17 protein-coding genes and 1 tRNA gene are annotated in these 19,407 nt (G+C 65.6%); 14 read left to right on the top strand and 4 right to left on the bottom strand.

The window, feature by feature from the left end:
• Window positions 1-11 precede the first annotated feature (11 nt).
• From Q2T94_RS02945 to Q2T94_RS02885, 13 genes are all read left to right on the top strand, one after another.
• Window positions 12-428 carry a cytidine deaminase gene (locus tag Q2T94_RS02945; RefSeq protein ID WP_264268287.1) on the top strand — a complete coding sequence of 139 codons (417 nt, stop codon included), beginning with the start codon at window positions 12-14 and terminating at the stop codon, window positions 426-428.
• 49 nt (window positions 429-477) lie between these two features.
• On the top strand, window positions 478-1,791 hold the full coding sequence (locus Q2T94_RS02940; protein ID WP_302262812.1) for a thymidine phosphorylase: 1,314 nt from the start codon (window positions 478-480) through the stop codon (window positions 1,789-1,791).
• 190 nt (window positions 1,792-1,981) lie between these two features.
• On the top strand, window positions 1,982-2,704 hold the full coding sequence (locus tag Q2T94_RS02935) for a DedA family protein (RefSeq protein ID WP_302262811.1): 723 nt from the start codon (window positions 1,982-1,984) through the stop codon (window positions 2,702-2,704).
• 99 nt (window positions 2,705-2,803) lie between these two features.
• A complete protein-coding gene (locus tag Q2T94_RS02930) occupies window positions 2,804-3,997 on the top strand; it encodes an adenosine deaminase (RefSeq protein WP_302263351.1) in 1,194 nt (397 codons plus the stop codon).
• A gap of 290 nt (window positions 3,998-4,287) precedes the next feature.
• Window positions 4,288-5,007, top strand: a complete 720-nt coding sequence (locus Q2T94_RS02925) for a MazG nucleotide pyrophosphohydrolase domain-containing protein (protein ID WP_302262810.1) — start codon at window positions 4,288-4,290, stop codon at window positions 5,005-5,007.
• A gap of 100 nt (window positions 5,008-5,107) precedes the next feature.
• On the top strand, window positions 5,108-6,388 hold the full coding sequence (eno, locus tag Q2T94_RS02920; protein ID WP_264268283.1) for a phosphopyruvate hydratase: 1,281 nt from the start codon (window positions 5,108-5,110) through the stop codon (window positions 6,386-6,388).
• 142 nt (window positions 6,389-6,530) lie between these two features.
• A complete protein-coding gene (locus Q2T94_RS02915; protein ID WP_302262809.1) occupies window positions 6,531-7,424 on the top strand; it encodes an FtsB family cell division protein in 894 nt (297 codons plus the stop codon).
• Window positions 7,425-7,477: 53 nt separating this feature from the next.
• Window positions 7,478-8,197 (top strand): DUF501 domain-containing protein, encoded by a 720-nt coding sequence (locus tag Q2T94_RS02910; RefSeq protein WP_302262808.1) that lies wholly within the window; start codon window positions 7,478-7,480, stop codon window positions 8,195-8,197.
• Window positions 8,194-9,150 (top strand): Ppx/GppA phosphatase family protein, encoded by a 957-nt coding sequence (locus Q2T94_RS02905; RefSeq protein WP_302262807.1) that lies wholly within the window; start codon window positions 8,194-8,196, stop codon window positions 9,148-9,150. The genes Q2T94_RS02910 and Q2T94_RS02905 overlap by 4 nt, the downstream gene beginning before the upstream one ends.
• A 75-nt stretch (window positions 9,151-9,225) precedes the next feature.
• Complete coding sequence (locus Q2T94_RS02900; protein ID WP_302263350.1) at window positions 9,226-10,689, top strand: S8 family serine peptidase; 1,464 nt, start codon at window positions 9,226-9,228, stop codon at window positions 10,687-10,689.
• Between the two features lie 89 nt (window positions 10,690-10,778).
• Window positions 10,779-12,152 carry an NAD(P)/FAD-dependent oxidoreductase gene (locus Q2T94_RS02895; RefSeq protein ID WP_264268279.1) on the top strand — a complete coding sequence of 458 codons (1,374 nt, stop codon included), beginning with the start codon at window positions 10,779-10,781 and terminating at the stop codon, window positions 12,150-12,152.
• Window positions 12,153-12,321: 169 nt separating this feature from the next.
• A tRNA-Leu gene (locus Q2T94_RS02890) sits at window positions 12,322-12,403 on the top strand.
• A gap of 214 nt (window positions 12,404-12,617) precedes the next feature.
• On the top strand, window positions 12,618-13,892 hold the full coding sequence (locus tag Q2T94_RS02885) for an ABC transporter substrate-binding protein (protein ID WP_264268278.1): 1,275 nt from the start codon (window positions 12,618-12,620) through the stop codon (window positions 13,890-13,892).
• A 92-nt stretch (window positions 13,893-13,984) separates the two neighbouring features.
• Here the strand turns inward: Q2T94_RS02885 and Q2T94_RS02880 are convergent, their stop codons facing one another.
• The 4 genes from Q2T94_RS02880 to Q2T94_RS02865 are packed head-to-tail and all read right to left on the bottom strand — an operon-like array spanning window position 13,985 to window position 18,038.
• Window positions 13,985-14,767 (bottom strand): ABC transporter ATP-binding protein, encoded by a 783-nt coding sequence (locus Q2T94_RS02880; RefSeq protein WP_302262806.1) that lies wholly within the window; start codon window positions 14,765-14,767, stop codon window positions 13,985-13,987.
• Window positions 14,764-15,792 carry an ABC transporter ATP-binding protein gene (locus Q2T94_RS02875; RefSeq protein WP_302262805.1) on the bottom strand — a complete coding sequence of 343 codons (1,029 nt, stop codon included), beginning with the start codon at window positions 15,790-15,792 and terminating at the stop codon, window positions 14,764-14,766. The genes Q2T94_RS02880 and Q2T94_RS02875 overlap by 4 nt, the downstream gene beginning before the upstream one ends.
• Window positions 15,789-16,769, bottom strand: a complete 981-nt coding sequence (locus tag Q2T94_RS02870; RefSeq protein ID WP_264268275.1) for a branched-chain amino acid ABC transporter permease — start codon at window positions 16,767-16,769, stop codon at window positions 15,789-15,791. Before Q2T94_RS02870 ends, Q2T94_RS02875 begins: the two co-directional genes overlap by 4 nt.
• 15 nt (window positions 16,770-16,784) lie before the next feature.
• Window positions 16,785-18,038, bottom strand: a complete 1,254-nt coding sequence (locus Q2T94_RS02865; RefSeq protein WP_436836819.1) for a branched-chain amino acid ABC transporter permease — start codon at window positions 18,036-18,038, stop codon at window positions 16,785-16,787.
• Window positions 18,039-18,437: 399 nt separating this feature from the next.
• Between Q2T94_RS02865 and Q2T94_RS02860 the strand changes: the two genes are divergently transcribed.
• Window positions 18,438-19,250, top strand: coding sequence for a Bax inhibitor-1/YccA family protein (locus Q2T94_RS02860; protein WP_302262803.1), 813 nt, complete (start codon window positions 18,438-18,440; stop codon window positions 19,248-19,250).
• Window positions 19,251-19,407 lie beyond the last annotated feature (157 nt).

Genomic DNA, 19,407 nt, shown 5'->3' with positions numbered 1-19,407 from the left:
GGGGGGAAACGATGATTGATTCCCCCGCTGCCCTGCCCGTGGTGGGCCAGGCCGATTGGGAGGCCCTGCGGCTGGCCGCCGTCGCCGCCATGGAACGGGCCTACGCGCCGTACTCGAACTTCAAGGTCGGCGCCGCGGCGCTGACCGAGGACGGGCGCATCGTCTCGGGCTGCAACGTGGAAAACGCCGCCTACGGGGTCACCTTGTGCGCCGAATGCAATATGGTCGGCGAACTCTTTGCCACCGGCGGCGGCAAGCTGCATGCCTTCTACTGCGTGGATGCCTCCGGCACCCCGCTGATGCCCTGCGGGCGCTGCCGGCAGCTGCTCTTCGAGCACAGCGGGGAGCGGATGCAGTTGATGACCCCGCGCGGCATCCAGACCATGGACCAGGTGCTGCCGGACGCTTTCGGCAAGCACAACCTCTAGGCCGCGAACCCCGCACCCGCGGGGCCGGCGTCCGGATCAAGGAAGACAGATGAGCACCGAGAACTTTGACGCCGTTGACATCATCCGCATCAAGCGCGACCGCGGCACCCTGTCCGGGGAGCAGATCGACTGGACCATCGACGCCTACACCCGCGGGGTGATCGCCGAGGAACAGATGGCGGCGCTGAACATGGCGATCCTGCTCAACGGCATGGACCGGGCGGAGATCTCCCGCTGGACCACCGCGATGATCAACTCGGGGCAGCGCATGGACTTCTCCACGCTCCGCACCCCCGCCGGACTGGCGATGGCCACCACGGACAAGCACTCCACCGGCGGGGTGGGGGACAAGATCACCCTGCCGCTGGCACCGCTCGTAGCCGTTTTCGGCGTTGCCGTCCCGCAACTCTCGGGCCGCGGGCTGGGGCACACCGGCGGCACACTGGACAAGCTCGAGGCGATTTCCGGGTGGCGGGCCGAGCTGGGCAACGAGGCCATGATGCGCCAGCTCTCGGAGGTCGGCGCGGTGATCTGCGCCGCCGGCGCTTCCCTGGCCCCGGCAGACAAGAAGCTCTACGCGCTGCGCGACGTCACCGGCACCGTCGAGTCGATCCCGCTGATTGCCTCCTCGATCATGAGCAAGAAGATCGCCGAGGGCACCGGGGCGCTGGTGCTGGACGTGAAGGTGGGATCCGGTGCGTTCATGAAGAACCTCGCCGATGCCCGGGAACTTGCCGCCACCATGGTGAACCTGGGCACCGACGCCGGGGTGCACACCGTGGCGCTGCTGACCAACATGGACACCCCGCTGGGGCTCACCGCCGGCAATGCGATCGAGGTGGAGGAATCCATCGAGGTGCTCTCCGGGGGCGGGCCCGCCGACGTGGTGGAGCTGACCCTCGCGCTCGCCACCGAGATGCTTGCCGGGGCGGGTGTCCGCGACGTGGACGTCGCGGCTGCGCTGAAGGACGGCAGGGCGATGGACAAGTGGCGCGCCATGATCGCCGCGCAGGGCGGGGACAACGACGCGCCGTTGCCGGTGGCGAAGGAGTCGGAGACCCTCTACGCGCAAGCAGACGGCGTCCTCACCTCACTCGACGCGATGGATGTGGGAGTTGCCGCCTGGCGCCTGGGTGCCGGACGGGCCCGCCGCCAGGACCCGGTGCAGGCAGGAGCCGGCGTGCGCCTGCATGCCAAGCCCGGCGACCTCGTGCGCCGGGGTGCCCCGCTGGCCACCATGCTCACCGACACCCCCGAACGCTTCGAGCGCGCACGCGCCCTGCTCGAGGGAGCGGCAACCATCGCACCGGCCGGAAGCCGTCCGGACATGGCACTGGTCATCGACAAGATCACCGCTTCCTGAGGCGTCCCCGTCCCGGGCGCGCATGGTCCGAACGGACGATGCGCGGAACCCAGTATTCAACCCGGGGAATGATTCACGTGGCCGGTGAAATGCGGGAGAATGGGAGCCAAGTGGTTCTTGGGGCCACGAGTTGCCGCGCCTTGGGGTTTCCAGCGGTGCGCCGCCAATGCAAATGAAAGACGGTTTCCCAGTGGACCTGATCAACGAGGCCATCGTTCACGCGGCAAACGCGTGGTGGATCCTGCCGATCGTTTGCCTTTTCTGCTTCATCGACGGCTTCCTGCCCATCCTTCCCTCGGAGACGCTGCTCGTCGCCCTGGGCGTCGTGGCTGCAGGCACCGGGATCCCCAACGTCTACCTGTTGATCCTTGCCGGGGCCGTGGGGGCGATCACCGGGGACCAGATGGCCTACCTGCTGGGCAGGCGCATCGGCACCGAGCGGTTCGGCTGGATGAGGCGCCCGCGCATGCAGAAGCTATTTGCCTTTGCCCGCCGCGAACTGAATATGCGCGGGGCCATGCTGATCTTCACCGCCCGCTACGTTCCCATTGGCAGGGTGGTGGTGAACCTCAGTTCCGGAGCGACCGGCTTCTCGCACCGGCGCTTCACCGTGCTGGATGTCGCCGGGTGTTTGACCTGGTCCAGCTATTCGGTGGCCATCGGCGTGGTTGCCGGTGCCTGGTTCCACGACAACCAGCTGCTGGGGATCGTCCTCTCTGTCGCCCTGGCCATCATCATGGGCTACCTGATCGACAAGCTCTCCCACGCCATCTTGGTGCGGACCGGGCGCCGCATTTCCGAACGTGAAATGCGCGGTGCCAATGCCCAGGCAATCGCCATCGATGCGCCTCGCCCGGTGCGCGTTCCCGGGCAGGAACCGGAGCCCGAACCAATGGCGTCGGACGGCAACTAGAACTCCTTGGAAGCGTTGGGTGAACATTTGCCCCCACGTCACCTGCACCCACTGTTGGAACCTGCGGCACACCGCTAGGCTGGGCAGGTGACTGACGAGATGATCCACATTGCCTATGACCCTTCCTTCGACTTCCGGGCCCTGCCCAAGGTATCGCTGCACGACCACCTCGACGGGGGCTTGCGTCCGCAAACCATCATCGAGTTGGCGGCAGAGGCCGGCCACGCGCTTCCCTCCACCAACGCAGAGGAGCTCGGAGCCTGGTTCCGGGCCTCGGCCGATTCCGGTTCGCTGGATCGCTACCTGGAAACCTTTGACCACACCATTGCCGTGATGCAGACCAAGGACGCGCTCAAGCGCGTGGCCATCGAATTCGTCGAGGACCTCGTCGCCGACGGCGTGGTCTACGGCGAGGTGCGCTGGGCACCCGAACAACACCAGCGCGAGGGCCTGTCCCTGGACGACGCCGTCGAGGCCGTGCAGGCGGGAATCGAGGAGGCCAGCACCCGGCTGACCGAGGCAGGCACCCCGATCCAGGTCGGCCAGATTCTCACCGCCATGCGCCACGCCGACCGCGGCGTCGAAATCGCCGAACTCGCACTGCGCCACCGCAGCCGCGGCGTCGTCGGCTTCGACATCGCCGGTGCTGAGGAAGGCTTCCCACCCTCGCGCATGAAGAAGGCGTTCGACCTGTTGGCCGAAAACTTCTTCCCCGCCACCGTGCATGCAGGAGAGGCAGCGGGCCTGGAATCCATTCGCGACGCACTGATCACCGGACGTGCACAGCGCCTGGGCCACGGCGTGCGCATTGCCGAGGACATCGAAATCCAGTACGGCGGACTCGACGACGACGGCGAGGAAGTCGGTGAGGACACCGGCCTGGTGAACCTGGGTCCGGTGGCCAACTGGGTGCGCGACCGCGGCATTGCCCTGGAAATCTGCCCGTCCTCCAACCTGCAGACCGGCGCCACCGCAGCATTTGGCGAGGGCATCGAGTCCCACCCGGTGGACCTGCTGATCCAGACCGGCTTCAACGTCACCATCTCCCCGGACAACCGGCTGATGAGCGGCACCACCCTCTCGGACGAGTTCGAACTGCTCGTCGAGGCCTTCGACTACGACCTCGAGGACCTGATGGACCTCACGCTGAACGCCGCCGAGGCCGCCTTCCTTCCCCTGGAGGAGCGCGAGGCCCTGGTCGACTTCATCAATGAGGCCTACGACGCGCTCAACGACGAAGACGACGACGATGACCTCGAGTACGAGGACCTTGACGACGAGGACGAAGACTAAGGGAGAACCCCACGCGGGGTCCGGCAGCGGCCGGACCCCGCCACCGAACGCCGGTGCATCAATGCTCGTCTTGGAGCATTGATGCACCGGTCTTGGCGTTTAAGGCTTCAATCGGACATCCGCCTTCGTGGCGCGGATGTGACCGACACCGGTTCCTGCCGCGCGAAGGGGGTACCCGGGATTCGGATATCGTTGGATGCGGGCAACGCCGCCCAGGGGTCTTACACGCACCGTGCCGTCGCCGGCACGGGTTGCACCGGGCCCTTCGCCGACCAGGGGGAGAAGCAGCAGTGAGTGAGCAGGTCGACCGTCTCGTCGAGATCATTTCCCAACTTCGCGAGCACTGCGCCTGGACCGCGGCGCTGACCCACGAGTCGCTGGTCCAATACCTGCTCGAGGAGTCCTACGAACTCACCGAGGCCATCGAGACCCACGCACCGGATGCCGAACTCGAGGCCGAGCTTGGCGACATCCTTCTTCAGGTAGTCCTTCATGCGGCCATCGGGGAGGAACGGCGGGCCTTCGACCTGGAGTCGATAGCGGCCTACCTGGGCGAGAAAATGATTCGCCGCAACACCCACGTCTTCCATGCCGATGGCAGCCTCAAGGACAGTTTCCCCGACTCGATTGGCGAGATCATAGAGTCCTGGGACCGGGCGAAGCGGGCGGAAAAAACGCTGAACGAATCGGCCGCCGCAGGCCTGCCCTCCAACCTGCCGGCGCTGCTCTACGCCCAGTCATTTCTCTCCCGCACCGCCCGCCACGCCGCGATTACCGAAACCCGGGACGAACCCGGCGCCGCGGGGAAGCGGGACATCCAGGATTCTGTCCGCTTGGGGGAACCGCTGCAAGGCGGCGTCCCGGAAAGCGAACAGGAATTGGGCGAGCACCTGCTCGCCCTGTGCGCCCAGGCCCAGACCCAAGGGCTCGACGCCGAACGGGCCCTGCGCAACGTCGTGCAACAGCGCATTGCGCAGGCCGGGGCCGAAACGCAGGAAACAACTTCGTGAACTGGGTCTCGCCCAAGCTAGGCTAGGGGCAGGCAACGGCGCCTGCATGATGCAGTTCACGTTTGACCAACATCCACACCCCTTGAAGGAGTACCTTCCCATGGCATTGATTGAAGCCATTCACGCCCGCGAAATCCTCGATTCGCGCGGCAACCCAACCGTTGAGGTTGAGGTTTTGCTGTCCGACGGCTCGATGGGCCGCGCAGCAGTTCCTTCCGGTGCATCCACAGGTGCCTTTGAGGCAGCAGAGCGCCGCGACGAGGACCCCAAGCGTTACCAGGGCAAGGGTGTTCTCGGCGCCGTCGCAGCGGTCATCGAGGACATCGGCGAGGCCATCGAGGGCATGGATGCCACCGACCAGCGCGCCATCGACCTGACGATGATCGACCTGGACGGCACGTCCAACAAGTCCAAGCTGGGCGCCAACGCCATCCTGGGCGTCTCGCTGGCAGTGGCCAACGCCGCCGCCGAGTCCGCGAACCTGCCGCTGTACAAGTACCTGGGCGGCCCGAACGCCCACGTGCTGCCGGTTCCGCTGATGAACATCCTCAACGGCGGCTCGCACGCCGACTCCGATGTCGACATCCAGGAATTCATGATCGCCCCGATCGGCGCCGCAACCTTCTCCGAGGGCCTGCGTTGGGGCGTTGAGGTCTACCACAACCTCAAGTCCGTGCTCAAGGAAAAGGGCCTGTCCACCGGCCTGGGCGACGAGGGCGGCTTCGCCCCGAACCTGCCGTCAAACCGTGCGGCACTGGAACTGATCACCGAGGCCATCACCCGCGCCGGGTACGCCCCGGGCACGGACATTGCCCTGGCGCTGGACGTTGCCTCCTCCGAGTTCTTCGAGAACGGCACCTACCAGTTCGAGGGCAAGTCGATCACCGCGCAGGAGATGAGCGACTACTACGCCCAGCTGGTTGCCGACTTCCCGCTGGTGTCCATCGAGGACCCGCTGGACGAGGACGACTGGGAAGGCTGGAAGACCCTCACCGACGCCATCGGCGACAAGGTCCAGCTGGTGGGCGACGACCTGTTCGTCACCAACCCGGAGCGCCTGTCCCGCGGCATCGAGACGGCCACCGCCAACTCGCTGCTGGTGAAGGTCAACCAGATCGGTTCGCTGACCGAGACCCTGGACGCGGTGTCCATGGCCCAGCGTGCCGGCTACACCACCATCACCTCGCACCGCTCGGGTGAGACCGAAGACACCACGATCGCCGACATCTGCGTTGCCACCAATGCCGGCCAGATCAAGACCGGTGCCCCGGCCCGCTCGGAGCGCGTTGCTAAGTACAACCAGCTGCTGCGCATTGAGGAAGAACTCGGCGATGCGGCGGTTTACGCCGGTGCCGGTGCCTTCCCGCGTTTCGGTGCATAGCAAGCCGTAATTACACGTAGGCTCGTGGGGGAACTATTCTTGGTTCCCCCACGAGTTTTTGTGTTAACCCCCGAAAGCTCGCCACCACGAACCTTCCGGGGCCATCTGAAAAGGGCTCCGGCATGACCGGGCAAGGAGTCAGATGGCCACGCGACGTCCCCCCATGCCGCGCTCCGGGTCCTCCGCCAATGACCCCGCGCGCAATGGCACGGCGAATTCCCGCCACGGCGCCGATTTGCCGGCACCCGACGAAGCGCCCAAGCGACCGCGCCCATACCGCGAATCCCCGCCCGAAGCCGCTCCCGCGGCACACCGCACCGCGGCCCCGCGCGGACCAGTGCGCCCCGCGGCACCGCGCGCCAAGGTCGTGCCGCTGGGTGAGGTGAACGCCTCGGGCAAGCCCGTGTCCGGCACCGCCAAGCCAAAGCCTGCCGCCTCCAAGGCAAGCACAGCAAAGGCCTCGCCTTCCAAGGCCTCACCCAAGTCCAAGGCGAACGCCAGCGGCAGCGCGAAGCCCAAGCCCACGTCCAAGGCCACCGCCTCGCAGCGGCGCATCGAAGACCGGAATCTCCTTTCCGGAGCGGTGCGCAAGGGTGAAACGGCAGCACGCAAAACCCCGCGCAAGGGCGATGACGGGCCCAAGGTGCCGATTCCGGCGCGCAGCTTTTCGGGCCGCCTGTTGGCCCTGAGCATTGCGCTGTCGGTGTTCGCCGTCCTGCTGATCCCCAGCATTGGCACCTATGCGCGCCAGCGCGACGAAATTTCGGACCTGCGCACCTCGATCGCGGCCATGGAAGCGGAACAGGAAGCGCTCAAGGACCAGATCGCCCGCTGGGACGATCCGCTGTACATCAAGCAGCAGGCCCGCGACCGGATAAACTTGGTCATGCCCGGCGAACGCAACTACATGGTCGTCGGCGAACGGCCCGACGAAGAAGCTCCCGGCGAGGCCAACCAAAGCCCCGAGGAAGTCCGCACGGACCTTCCCTGGGTCGATGCACTCTTTGACTCGGTGCAGCGCGCCGCCACCGACTGAGCCTGCTCCACACACACCACCTGACCCACCGACGCGAGGAGATGCTCCCAACCGTGGACGCCGCGAACCAAAACCACGAAGCACTCGATGCTGCCGCCCGGGTGCCCAGCGCCGCCGACCTGGAGACGCTTTCCCGCCAACTGAACCGCCCGGTGCGCGATGTCGTGGAAATCGGCGCGCGCTGCGTCTGCGGGAACCCGCTTGTGGCCACCACCGCGCCGCGGCTGTCCTCGGGCATCCCGTTCCCGACCACGTACTACCTGACCCACCCGGTGATCACCGCCGCGGTGTCGCGCCTCGAGGCCGGCGGCGTGATGAATGAGATGAACGCCGAACTGGAGCAGGACCCGGCGCTGGCCGCCGAGTACGTCCAGGCCCACGAACACTACCTTGCCGTGCGCGACGCCATTGGCGAGCGCTCCGGGACCGGCGCTGTGCCGGAAATCGCCGGTGTCTCCGCCGGCGGCATGCCCACCCGCGTCAAGTGCCTGCACGTGCTGGTCGGCCACTCGCTGGCCGCCGGCCCGGGCGTGAACCCGCTGGGGGACAGGGCACTGGAAGCCATCGCCGAATGGTGGACCAAGGACACCTGCCGTTGCGCCGGAGCCTGGGACACGCAGGCCCCGGCGCCGAGCCAGGACCGCTCGCGGCACGTGAAGACCCAGGCCGTGGACCCGGCCATCAAGAAGGCCGAACGCGCAGCCGCCCGTGCCGCCCGCGAGGCCGCAGCAAACGACGGTTCCGCCGACACGAAGGAAGCCCCGGGAGCATGACACGCGTCGCCGCCATCGACTGCGGAACCAACTCCATCCGCCTGCTCATTGCCGACCTGGTGGAAACCCCCAACGGGCCGTCGCTCACCGACGTGCTGCGCCAGATGCGCGTGGTGCGCCTGGGCCAGGACGTCGACGCCACCGGTGAATTTGCGCCGGAGGCACTGACGCGCACCTTCGCCGCCATCGACGAATACGCGCAGCTGATCCGCGAACACGGGGCCACCTCGATCCGCTTCGTTGCCACCTCCGCGACGCGGGATGCGAAAAACAGGAACGAATTTGCCGCCGGCGTGCGTCAGCGCCTGGGCGTCGACCCGGAGGTCGTGCCCGGCGAGGTCGAGGCTGCGCTGTCCTATGCCGGTGCCTCCTCCGTGGCACCGGCAGCCCCCGGAACCCACATCCTGGTCGTTGACCTGGGTGGGGGATCCACCGAGTTCGTCCTGGGCAACGGGCTTGGCCCGGTGGCCTCGCGCAGCATGGACATGGGTTGCGTCAGGCTGACCGAGCGGTTCTGGCGCCTGGAAAAGCCGACACCCGAATCGATCGCAGCTGCCCGCGCCCAGGTCAACGCGGTGCTCGACGAGGTCCAACGAGACGTCGACTTTTCACTGGTGGACCGGATCGTGGGTGTCGCCGGAACCATCACCACGCTCACCGCCGCCGCGCTGGGCCTGGACAAGTATGACTCGACACTCATCCACGGTTCCGAGGTCGACATCGACAAACTCGAATCCACCGTCGCGTTCATGCTCGAGGCTGAACGGGAAACCCGCGCTTCACTTGGGTTCATGCACCCGGGTCGGGTGGACGTCATTGCCGCGGGGGCGCTCATCTACGGATGCATCCTGGAACGCGTCGCGCAGGCGAGCTCGGGACGGATCACCACCGCCACGGCCTCTGAACACGATATTCTTGACGGAATTGCCCTGGGGCTTGGCACCGGCCACTGAGAACCACCGCCGGACCCCCCTGAACGCACCACGCTAGGAGAACACTTGAGCCACAGACTGCGCCGCGCCGCCGCCATGCTCCTGAGCCTGGCACTCTGCTTCTCCGCGGTGTTGGGCACCGCCGGGGCCGCGCAGGCCGATGCGGCCCGCGACGGGGAATGGTGGCTCAAGGCCTCCGGCATTTCCAATGCCTGGGAGGTTTCCAAGGGCGCGGGGGTCAAGGTCGCCGTCATTGACACCGGCATTGACACCAGCCACCCGGATTTGCGCGGCGTGGTGACCGGCGGCAAGGACGTTTCCGGTTCCGGAAATCCGGACGGTTCGAAGCCGCTGGGAACCCTGCCCGAGCACGGCACCCTCGTGGCAACGCTGCTGGCCGGCCGCGGAAACAACAAGGCGGCGATCGCCGCGGCCAAGGCCGATGCGGCGGCCCAGAAGATCGCCTATGACAGGGCAGTCAAGTCGGCGAAGGAGGCCAAGGAGGATCCGCCCAAGGCACCGGAGGCGATCGAGATCCCGAAGCCGGGTCCCGGGCCCGACGGCGTGCTGGGAGTCGCACCGGAGGCCGAGGTGCTCTCGGTGTCGTTGTGGATGGGCACCGAAAACCCCGCGGGGATCTCCGTGGAGGACCAGGTTCCCGCGGCCGTGAAGTGGGCGGTGGACAGCGGCGCCTCGGTCATCAACATCTCCCTGGGCTCCACCCAGCCGGACTGGCCGGTCAGCTGGGACACCGCGTTCAAGTACGCGGAGGACAACGACGTGGTCGTGGTCGCGGCGGCCGGCAACCGTGCCGGCGGCATGAAGCAGGTCGGGGCACCGGCAACAATCCCCGGCGTGCTCACGGTGGCAGGAATCGACCGCAACGGCAAGGCAAGCGTCGATTCCTCGACAGAGGGCATCAGCATCGGTGTTGCCGCACCCGCGGACCCGCTGGTGGGTGGACTGCCCGGCGGCGGATATGCCGACTGGTCGGGCACTTCCGGCGCAGCGCCGCTGGTTGCCGGCGTCGCGGCAATGATCCGCTCCAAGTACCCGGAGATGAAGGCGCCACAGGTCATCAACCGGATCCTGTCCACCGCGCGCCCCGCCGGGCCAGCTGGCGTCGACAACCTGTACGGACATGGCATCCTCGATGCTTACGCGGCGCTCACGGCACCGGTTTCCGAGGTCAAGGCCAACCCCATGAACACCATCACCGAATGGATCCGGGTGCACCGCCGCGGCCCCGAGGTCCTCACCGGGCCCACCGCGGACCCCGGCATCTCCACGGAGAAATCCAGCATCAAGCCCATTGCCGCACCTGCTCCGGTGGCTCCGGGTGACGAGGCCGGCTTCTTGCCCCCGTTGTTGGTGCTTGGCTTCGGCGGTTTGCTGGTGCTCACGATACTGGGCGGGATCATGCACGTCACCCGCATCCGGAACCGCGCGGCAATGGCGGAATCGGCCAAGAGCGCACCCGTTGCGGCGCTGAAACTCAATGACCGCTCGGGGGCCAAGGATATTTTCGATGAGCTCCCGGAGTCGGGCAGGGACGTCTAGCAACTCCCGGCAAAAAGTGGCAATTGCCACCCCGTTTCGAGCTAGTGAAGACTTTCACAAACAGCGTTTCTGGGGATAGGATGGGTTACATGCCTATCACTGAACAATTTTCCGATCGCCCGCGCATCCTTGTCGTGGGTGGCGGCTACGTTGGACTTTACGTCGCAATGAAGCTGCAGAAGAAGGTCAAGGACCATGGCGGCATCGTCACCGTGGTGGACCCGCTTCCCTACATGACCTACCAGCCCTTCCTTCCCGAGGTTGCCGGCGGCCAGATCGAACCGCGCCATGCCGTGGTCTCGCACCGCCAGCACCTCAAGCACGCCGAACTGATCACCGGCCGTGTCTCGGCCATTGACCACAAGAACAACAAGGCCGTCGTCGTGCCGGCTGTTGGTGAGCCGTTCGAGCTCGAGTACCGCGACGTCGTCTTGGCCGCCGGTGCCGTCACCCGCACCTTCCCGATCCCGGGCCTTGCCGATTCCGGCATCGGCCTGAAGTCCATCGAGGAAGCCGTCGCCCTGCGCAACAAGATCCTCGAGCGCATCGAATCCGCATCGCTGATGACCAACGCCACTCAGCGCAAGCGCGCCTTGACCTTTGTTGTGGTCGGTGGCGGCTTCGCCGGCATTGAGACCATCGCCGAGATCGAGGACATGGCCCGCCACGCCGCGGACCTGAACGGCCGCATCGGCAAGGACGAGCTGCGCTTCGTGCTGGTCGAGGCGATGGGCCGCATCATGCCCGAGGTCACCGAGGACCAGGCGCTGTGGGTTGTCGACCACCTGCGCAGCCGCGGCATTGAGGTCCTGCTGAACACCTCGCTGGCCAACGCCGAAGAAGGTGTCATGGCGCTGATCAACATGCCGGACAAGTCCGACGCCGGGACCTTCGAGACCGACACGCTGATCTGGACCGCAGGCGTCATGGCCAACCCGATGGTGCGCTCCACCGACTTCCCGATCGAGCCCCGCGGCCGTGTCATGACCGGCACCGACCTGCGCATCACCGGTGAAGACGGAATCGCCATCGAGGGCGCCTGGGCCGCGGGTGACGTCTCGGCCGTGCCCGACGTAACCGGTGGACTGCCAGACGGCACCTGCGTGCCCAACGCCCAGCACGCCGTTCGCCAAGCCAAGTTGCTGGCACACAACCTGTACTCCACCCGCTACGGCGTGGGCCAGGTCAAGAACTACAAGCACAAGAACCTCGGCGCGGTTGCCGGGTTCGGTGCCAACAAGGGCGTCGCCAAGGTCATGGGCATCAAGCTCAAGGGCTGGCCGGCATGGATGGCACACCGTGGCTACCACGGCATGGCCATGCCGACCTTCGAGCGCAAGTTCCGCGTCCTGGGTGATTGGATGGTGGCACTGTTCTTCCAGCGCGACACCCTGCAGCTGAGCAACCTCGAAACCCCGCGCGCCACCTTCGTCGAGGCAGCCACGCCAAAGCCGCGCGCCTAGCAACAGCGAGTGGGGGGCGGTGACAACGCGTCGCGGATCCGGGCCGCAGAAGTGATAGGCCCACGGCCCGGGAACCGAGAATGTCGATGTCGCCGCCCTTCCTCATGCCGGGGCGCGTACCCAGTCGTTTCTCAACCGAGGGAACGATCTTGTACGCTTGGTCCAGTAGGCCCCCATGGTGGAATTGGCATACACGGCTGACTTAAAATCAGCTGCCGAAAGGCTTGTGGGTTCGAGTCCCACTGGGGGTACAACAAATGACACCGAGGGGTGTGCCCGGACCGGAAGGTCCGGGCACACCCCTCGGTCGTTAATCGGGTGGCCTTCCCGGTGCCTCCGTTATCTTGATGTAATGGTTTTCTCCTTATATTCTCGGGTCTTTTGGGCTACGTTCCTTAATAGCCGAGGTACCTTGGCCGCCCATCGGGCCGCTGCCTTGCGGGCACACTTTTGAGGAGAATTAACATGATCGCACTTGCACGGTCGCGTTTTACTCGAGGAAGCCGATATCTGGCCGTCGGAGCAGCGCTGGCACTGACCGCCACCGCATGCGCCGGCGGGGGCGGCGACGCGCCCAGCGCTTCGCCCACGGCCACCGGAGCGGCGCCCGCCGCGGAGGGGCCGCTCAAGCTGGGAACGCTGCTGCCCAACACCGGCAACCTCTCCTTCTTTGGTCCGCCCATGACCGCCGGCGTTGACCTTGCCGTCAAGGAAATCAACGAGGCCGGCGGAGTGAACGGCGAGGACGTCACCGTCATTCACCGCGACTCCGGCGACACCACGACCAACATCGCCACTCAATCGGTCAATGAAATGCTCGGCCAGGACGTCGCCGCGATCATTGGCGCGGCTTCCTCCGGCGTCACCAAGACGGTCATCAACCAGGTCACCGGATCCGGAACACTCATGATGTCTCCGGCCAACACCTCCCCGGACTTCAGCACCTGGGACGACAAGGGCCTGTACTGGCGCACCGCTCCCTCGGATGTCATGCAGGGCAGGATCCTCGGCAACGTCATGGTGGGCCAGGGCGCCGCAACGGTGGGGATGATCGTACTCAACGATGCCTACGGCACCGGCCTGGCCAAGAACATCCGGACGGCCGTCGAAGGGGCAAACGGGGAAATCGTCGCGGAATCGATGTTCAACGAAGGGGACTCTCAGTTCTCATCCCAGGTCGACGAGGTGGTGGGCGCCAATCCCGATGCCATCGCCGTCCTCAGTTTCGACCAGGCGCGTTCCATCATTCCCTTGTTGATCCAAAAGGGCGTGGATCCCTCCACGGTGTACTTCGTGGACGGCAACATCCTTGATTACTCGAAGGACTTCGACAAGGGAACCCTCGAGGGCGCCATGGGAACCCAACCGGGCTCCTTCGCGAAGGACGACTTCAAGGGTCGCCTTGAATCCGTGAACGACTCGCTCAAGGACTGGAACTACGCGGCGGAATCCTACGACGCCGCCACCTTGATCGCGCTGGCCTCCACGGTAGCGAAGTCGAATGACGGCGCGGCAATCGCCGCGCAATTGCAGGCGGTCTCCCGCGACGGCGAGAAGTGCGCCGACTTTGCCGCGTGCAAGAAGCTGCTCGACGAAGGCAAGGACATCGACTACGACGGCATTGCCGGTCCGGTGACCTACGACGAGAAGGGTGACATCACCGAGGGGATCATGGGCGTCTACCAGTACGACGGCAACAACGTTCCCAAGCCGCTGCGCGAGGAGTCCGGGGCCGTCTAGCGACCCGCCCCGGCAGGGATCGTGAAGAGGACCGAAGCCGGCAAGACGCCCGCTCCGGTCCTCTTCCATGCCGGAACCTTGCAGGGAGCACGCTATACCGCCGGCGGCGGCGTCTCGCGGTCCGCTTCCTCGCGTTCCACGGTTTCGGCCAGGTTCCCCAGATAGAGCTGGATGACCTTCGGGTCGTGCAGCAATTCGCGTCCGGTTCCCGTGTGCGCGTTCCTGCCCTGGTCCAGGACGTAGGCGCGGTCGCAGATCTGCAGGCAGCGCCGGGCGTTCTGCTCAACCATGATCACGCACACGCCGGCGCGGTTGATCTCGTGCACGCGCAGGAACGTCTCATCCTGGCGCACGGGGGATAGGCCGGCGGACGGCTCGTCGAGCAGCAGCACTGCCGGCTCCATCATCAGCGCCCGTCCCATGGCCACCATTTGCCGCTCGCCGCCGGAAAGGGAACCCGCACGTTGGCCCCGACGCTTGCCCAGTTCCGGAAAGAGAGAGGTGACAAACTCGAACCGCGACGCGAAGTCCTTGGGTCGCTGGAAGATGCCCATCTCGAGGTTTTCCTGCACGCTCAGCGTCGGGAAGACGTTGTCGTTCTGCGGCACGAAACCCAACCCACGGGAGACCAGCTTGTTGGCCTTCAGCCCGGTCAAGTCCGCCCCGTGGACGACCACGCGTCCGGAATGGACCTTCACCAGGCCGAACATTGCCTTGAGCAGCGTCGACTTACCCGCCCCGTTGGGGCCGATAATGCCGATGAGTTCGCCCGGGCGCGCCTCCAGGTTACAGCCATTGAGGATGTTGACCCCGGGCAAGTAGCCCGCGACCAGATCGGTGACGCTGACTACCGCGACCTCCGCCTCGACACTCATGATTCCCTCCCGCCCGGTTCCGGGGTGTCCGGTTCCTCGTGCACCGTCAGAAGCTCCCCGGCGTCCGCGGTGCCCACCACGGACTCGGCGTCCTCGCTCAGGACGTCCTCCAGCCGTGCGGCTCCCTCGGGCGATCCCAGGTCGACATCGTGGTGCGCCCCCAGGTAGGCATCGATGACGGCCTGGTCCTGCATGACCTCGTGCGGCGGCCCCTCGGCCACGACGCGGCCCTCGGCCATCACGATGACCCAGTCGGCGATGTGCCTGACCATGTGCATGTCGTGTTCCACGAACAGGACGCTCATGCCCGTGGACTTGAGGTTCTTGATGTGGTCGAGCAGCGACTGGGTCAGCGCGGGGTTGACCCCCGCCATGGGTTCGTCGAGCATGATGAGTTTCGGGTCCGCCATCAGCGCCCTGGCCATTTCCAGGAGCTTGCGCTGGCCGCCGGAGAGCGATGCCGCGTAGTCTTCACGCTTCTCGCCCAGCTTGAACATGGCCAACAAGGAATCGGCGGTGCGGGTGAGTTCGGCCTCGCGCGTCCGCCACAGCCACGGGAACATGGCCCGCCACAGCGCCTCGCCGGGCTGTTCGGCACCGCCGAGGCGCATGTTTTCCAGGACGGTGAGCTTGCCCATGACCTTGGTGAGCTGGAAGGTGCGCACCATGCCCATCCTGGCCACCCGGTGGGACCTGACGCCGGCGAGGGCATGCCCGTCAAAGGTCCAGGATCCCGAATCGGGGGTGTCGAAGCCCGTGAGAAGGTTGAAGAACGTGGTTTTTCCCGCGCCGTTGGGGCCGATGAGGGCGGTGATCCGGTGTCGCGGGATCTCGACATGGTCCACATCCACCGCCTTGAGCGCTCCATAGGTGCGGCGCACGCCGTCGGCGACGACGATGGGGTCGACCTTCTTGCAGCCGGGCGTGGCCGCACCCACGGAGATGGGCCCTTCAATGGTGGCCGGGACGGATCCGGGTCCCTGGCCGGTGACCTGCACCGGCGGAATTTGCTGCGGATCATTCATGAGAACGCCAGCTCCTTCTTGTTGCCCAGGATTCCCTGCGGGCGGAAGATCATGAGCAGCATGAGGGCCACCCCCACCAGGATGTAGCGCAATTGCCCGGCCTGGGCGCTTGAGAGGATGGTGATGTATCCGGACTCGATGAGTCCGAGCAGGATGCCCTGCGTCAGCGAGAGCACGACCCAGAAGATCATGGCTCCGAGCACCGAGCCGAAGACCGTGGCCATGCCGCCCAGCAGCAGCACCGTCCACAAGAAGAAGGTCAATTCGGAACCGTAGTTGGCCGGCTGGACCGCCCCCGTGGGCAGGGTGAACAGGATGCCGGCGAGCGAACCGAACAGGCCGCCGATGATCAGTGCCTGCATCTTGTACACGAAGACATTTTTGCCCAGCGAGAGGACCGCGTTCTCGTCCTCGCGGATGCCCTTGAGCACCCGGCCCCACGGGCTTCGCATGAGCGCCCACACGATCAGGGCGCAGAGCACCACGAGGCACCAGGCAACGATCGTCACCCAAAGGCTGCGGTCGTTGAAGTTCAGCGGGCCGATCGGGTAGTCGCCCGGCGGGAAGGGGTTCAGCTCGTAGAATCCGCGCTCGAACGTGGCCAGGCCGTTGGCCGAACCGGTGACGCTGGTTAGCGAGTTCGTGGTGACGATGTAGCGCACGATCTCGGCTGCCGCGATCGTCACGATGGCCAGGTAGTCGGCGCGCAGGCGCAGCGTGGGTATGCCCAGCAGCAGGGCGAACAGCACCGAGGCCACGAGCGCCGTCAGCACGGCAACCGGCAAGGGGGCCCCAAAGCTCAGGGTCGAGATCGAGAAGCCGTAGGCGCCGACCGCCATGAAGCCGGCCTGGCCGAAGTTCAGCAGCCCCGAATAGCCAAAATGGACGGCGAGCCCCAGCGCGGCCAGCGCGTAGGACGCGGTGATTGGGCTGACGATTTCCGTCAGCGCATTGGTGAAGATCGCGGCGAAGTCCATGATTCGTTCCTTCCCCTAGCCCACACGCTCGCGGCGTCCCAGCAGTCCCTGGGGCTTGAACAGCAGCACCAGGATCATGACGGCCAGGGCTCCGACGTATTTCAGGTCAGCTTCCAGCCAGATCGTCGAGATCTCCACCATGAGCCCGACCAGCACCGATCCAAGCAGCGCCCCGAACACCGTGCCGAGGCCGCCCAGGGTGACGCCCGCGAAGATCATCAGCAGGATCTGCTGGCCCATGTTGAAGGCGACGCCGGGGCGGTAGTAGGCCCACAGGATCCCGCCCAGCGCCGCAAGCATGCTGCCGACCACCCACACCATGCGAATGACGTGGTCGACGTCGATGCCGGAGGCGGAGGCCAGCGCCGGATTGTCCGCGACGGCACGGGTCGCCTTGCCGAACCGGGTCTTGAGCAACAGCAACGCGACCACGATGATGACCGCCAGCGAGACCACCAGGGACACCAGGGTATTGCGGGAGGTGGAGACGCCCAGCACCTCAACGATCGGGCTTTGCGCCGAGGGCAGCTGCTCGGTGGTTCCGCCAAAGAAGAACAGGATGATGTACCGCATGGCCAGGGCAAGCCCGATGGAGACGATCATCATGGGCACCAGCGCCGAGCCGCGGTGCCGCAGCGGTTTCCAGAGGCCCCAATCCTGTACCCATCCAAGCGCGCCGCCCAACAGGACGGCAACCGCCAGCGCGGCCCAGAGCGGAAACCCCCACGCAGCGAGCGCGAACGTGGCGACGGCACCAAAGGTGACCATTTCACCGTGGGCAAAGTTCGTCAGGCCGGTGGTGCCGAAGACCAGGGACAAGCCGACCGCGGTCAGGGCCAGAAGCAGGCCGAAGCTCAGGCCGGCCACGGCACGCTCGGCCAGGATCGAACCAAAGCTAGCGGTTTCAACCGCGGCGCTCTCACCGACCTTGAAAATGACTCCCATATTCGAGGAGGTGCCGAACTCCACGATGCGCGGATTCTCTTCTCCCTCGCCCAATGGCTTGTCCGCCGGCAGCGTGGCGACATCCAGCAGGACCTCGTAGGTTCCCTTTTCCGGAACCACGATGACCCAGCGGCCATTCTCGTCGCTGGTCACCTCGGCGCTGAATCCGTCGGAGGTGGTGGCCACAATGCGCACGCCGGCGATCGGCTCAGACGCGGCACGGAGGGTGCCGCGGATGGTCAGTTCCTGTTGCTGCAGCGGTACCTGGATGTGACCGGCGGGCTGGGCCGCGTACTGTGCCAGCGCGGGCGCTGCGGAGCCCATGGCCAGCCACGCAAAAAAGACGATGAATCCGGCGACCCCCACCAAGTGGGTCAACGCTGCGTTGCCTTGACGAAGCACGTTACGAGCCCTCTCGTCGCTATCCGCCCCGCGACCACCAGCGCCGGGCCCGCGTGTGATACATGTCACTCACGTGTGCTCATCGTAGTGCCATGACAGGTTGAAGTCCTATGACTGGGCTTCCCCCGATTGCCGGATTTGATAACGGTCTGGTTAACGGATTGCGGCGGCGCGCATGAACTGAGCTGCCGCTTTCCGGGCAAAAAATCTGAAACCACTCGTTTTGCGGCAAAAAGGTGGTGAATTGGGGATTTATTGGTCCGCATCGAGCGTTCTACCAACGTAGGCTATTTACTAACAACCCTACGGAGGAGAAACACCATGGCCCTGGGCGGAAACCCGGTCTTCAAGTCCAAGAACTACCGCGAGCAGACCCGTGCGGCCGGCGCAACGGGTGCCGCGTCCGCGACCTATGCTCAGCCGATGAGCGCTCAAGCCCTGCAGGACCTGTACACGCAGCCGTCCGCATCGCCGCAGGACACCGGCCGCATGACCTATGCCGATGTCATCAACAAGACCATGCTGACGCTGGGCCTTGTCGTCATCGGTGCCGCAATTGGCTGGCAGTTCCCGGGGCTCATGCTTGTCGGCGCACTTGTCGGCCTGGTCCTGGGGTTGGTCAATGCCTTCAAGCGCCAGCCTTCGCCGATCCTGATCATGCTCTACGCGGGCTTCGAGGGCATCTTCCTCGGCGGCCTGTCGGGCGTCTTTGAGAACATGTACCCGGGCATCGCCGTCCAGGCCGTGCTTGCGACCTTCTCGGTCTTCGGCGTGACCCTGATGCTGTACCGCTCCGGCAAGTACCGTGCCACCCCGAAGATGACCCGCATGTTCATGATTGCGATGATCGGCTACGGCCTGTTCTCGCTGCTTAACTTCGGCCTGATGATGTTCGGCGTCATTGACGGCATGTTCGGCATGCGCAGCGGCCTGCTCGGCCTGGGCATTGGCGTGCTTGCCGTGCTGCTGGCCACTTACGCGCTGGTATTGGACTTCACCAACATTAGCGAGGGCGTGCGCCAGGGCGCACCGGCCAAGATGGCGTGGGCAGCTGCATTCGGCCTGACAGTGACGCTCATCTGGCTCTACGTGGAGATTCTGCGCATTCTGGCCATCCTGCGTGGCGACGACTAGTCAATCTGCTGTGTGACCGCGGGGCAGTACCTATGATTTGGGTACTGCCCCGCGGTTTTTCTGCAATATGTGCGTCATCTATTCCGCACAGGCAACTCTCAAGGGATAACGTATGTTCATGGCATTTTCAGGCAGCATGGATTTGACCGGAAAGCAT

The sequence above is a fragment of the Paeniglutamicibacter sulfureus genome, from assembly GCF_030512175.1.
Classification (GTDB): domain Bacteria; phylum Actinomycetota; class Actinomycetes; order Actinomycetales; family Micrococcaceae; genus Paeniglutamicibacter; species Paeniglutamicibacter sulfureus.
The sequence above is the reverse complement of the archived record's forward strand: the minus strand, read 5'-3'. Positions and strand labels throughout refer to the sequence as shown.

What these genes read in the sequence shown, in the direction of transcription:
- Q2T94_RS02880 (WP_302262806.1), bottom strand. Translation starts at nt 14,767, where the DNA reads ATGAGTGTCGAGGCGGAGGTCGCGGTAGTCAGCGTCACCGATCTGGTC.
- Q2T94_RS02875 (WP_302262805.1), bottom strand. Translation starts at nt 15,792, where the DNA reads ATGAATGATCCGCAGCAAATTCCGCCGGTGCAGGTCACCGGCCAGGGA.
- Q2T94_RS02885 (WP_264268278.1), top strand. Translation starts at nt 12,618, where the DNA reads ATGATCGCACTTGCACGGTCGCGTTTTACTCGAGGAAGCCGATATCTG.
- Q2T94_RS02900 (WP_302263350.1), top strand. Translation starts at nt 9,226, where the DNA reads ATGCTCCTGAGCCTGGCACTCTGCTTCTCCGCGGTGTTGGGCACCGCC.
- Q2T94_RS02870 (WP_264268275.1), bottom strand. Translation starts at nt 16,769, where the DNA reads ATGGACTTCGCCGCGATCTTCACCAATGCGCTGACGGAAATCGTCAGC.
- Q2T94_RS02860 (WP_302262803.1), top strand. Translation starts at nt 18,438, where the DNA reads ATGGCCCTGGGCGGAAACCCGGTCTTCAAGTCCAAGAACTACCGCGAG.
- Q2T94_RS02930 (WP_302263351.1), top strand. Translation starts at nt 2,804, where the DNA reads ATGATCCACATTGCCTATGACCCTTCCTTCGACTTCCGGGCCCTGCCC.
- Q2T94_RS02940 (WP_302262812.1), top strand. Translation starts at nt 478, where the DNA reads ATGAGCACCGAGAACTTTGACGCCGTTGACATCATCCGCATCAAGCGC.
- eno (WP_264268283.1), top strand. Translation starts at nt 5,108, where the DNA reads ATGGCATTGATTGAAGCCATTCACGCCCGCGAAATCCTCGATTCGCGC.
- Q2T94_RS02865 (WP_436836819.1), bottom strand. Translation starts at nt 18,038, where the DNA reads ATGGGCTCCGCAGCGCCCGCGCTGGCACAGTACGCGGCCCAGCCCGCC.
- Q2T94_RS02915 (WP_302262809.1), top strand. Translation starts at nt 6,531, where the DNA reads ATGGCCACGCGACGTCCCCCCATGCCGCGCTCCGGGTCCTCCGCCAAT.
- Q2T94_RS02945 (WP_264268287.1), top strand. Translation starts at nt 12, where the DNA reads ATGATTGATTCCCCCGCTGCCCTGCCCGTGGTGGGCCAGGCCGATTGG.
- Q2T94_RS02905 (WP_302262807.1), top strand. Translation starts at nt 8,194, where the DNA reads ATGACACGCGTCGCCGCCATCGACTGCGGAACCAACTCCATCCGCCTG.
- Q2T94_RS02895 (WP_264268279.1), top strand. Translation starts at nt 10,779, where the DNA reads ATGCCTATCACTGAACAATTTTCCGATCGCCCGCGCATCCTTGTCGTG.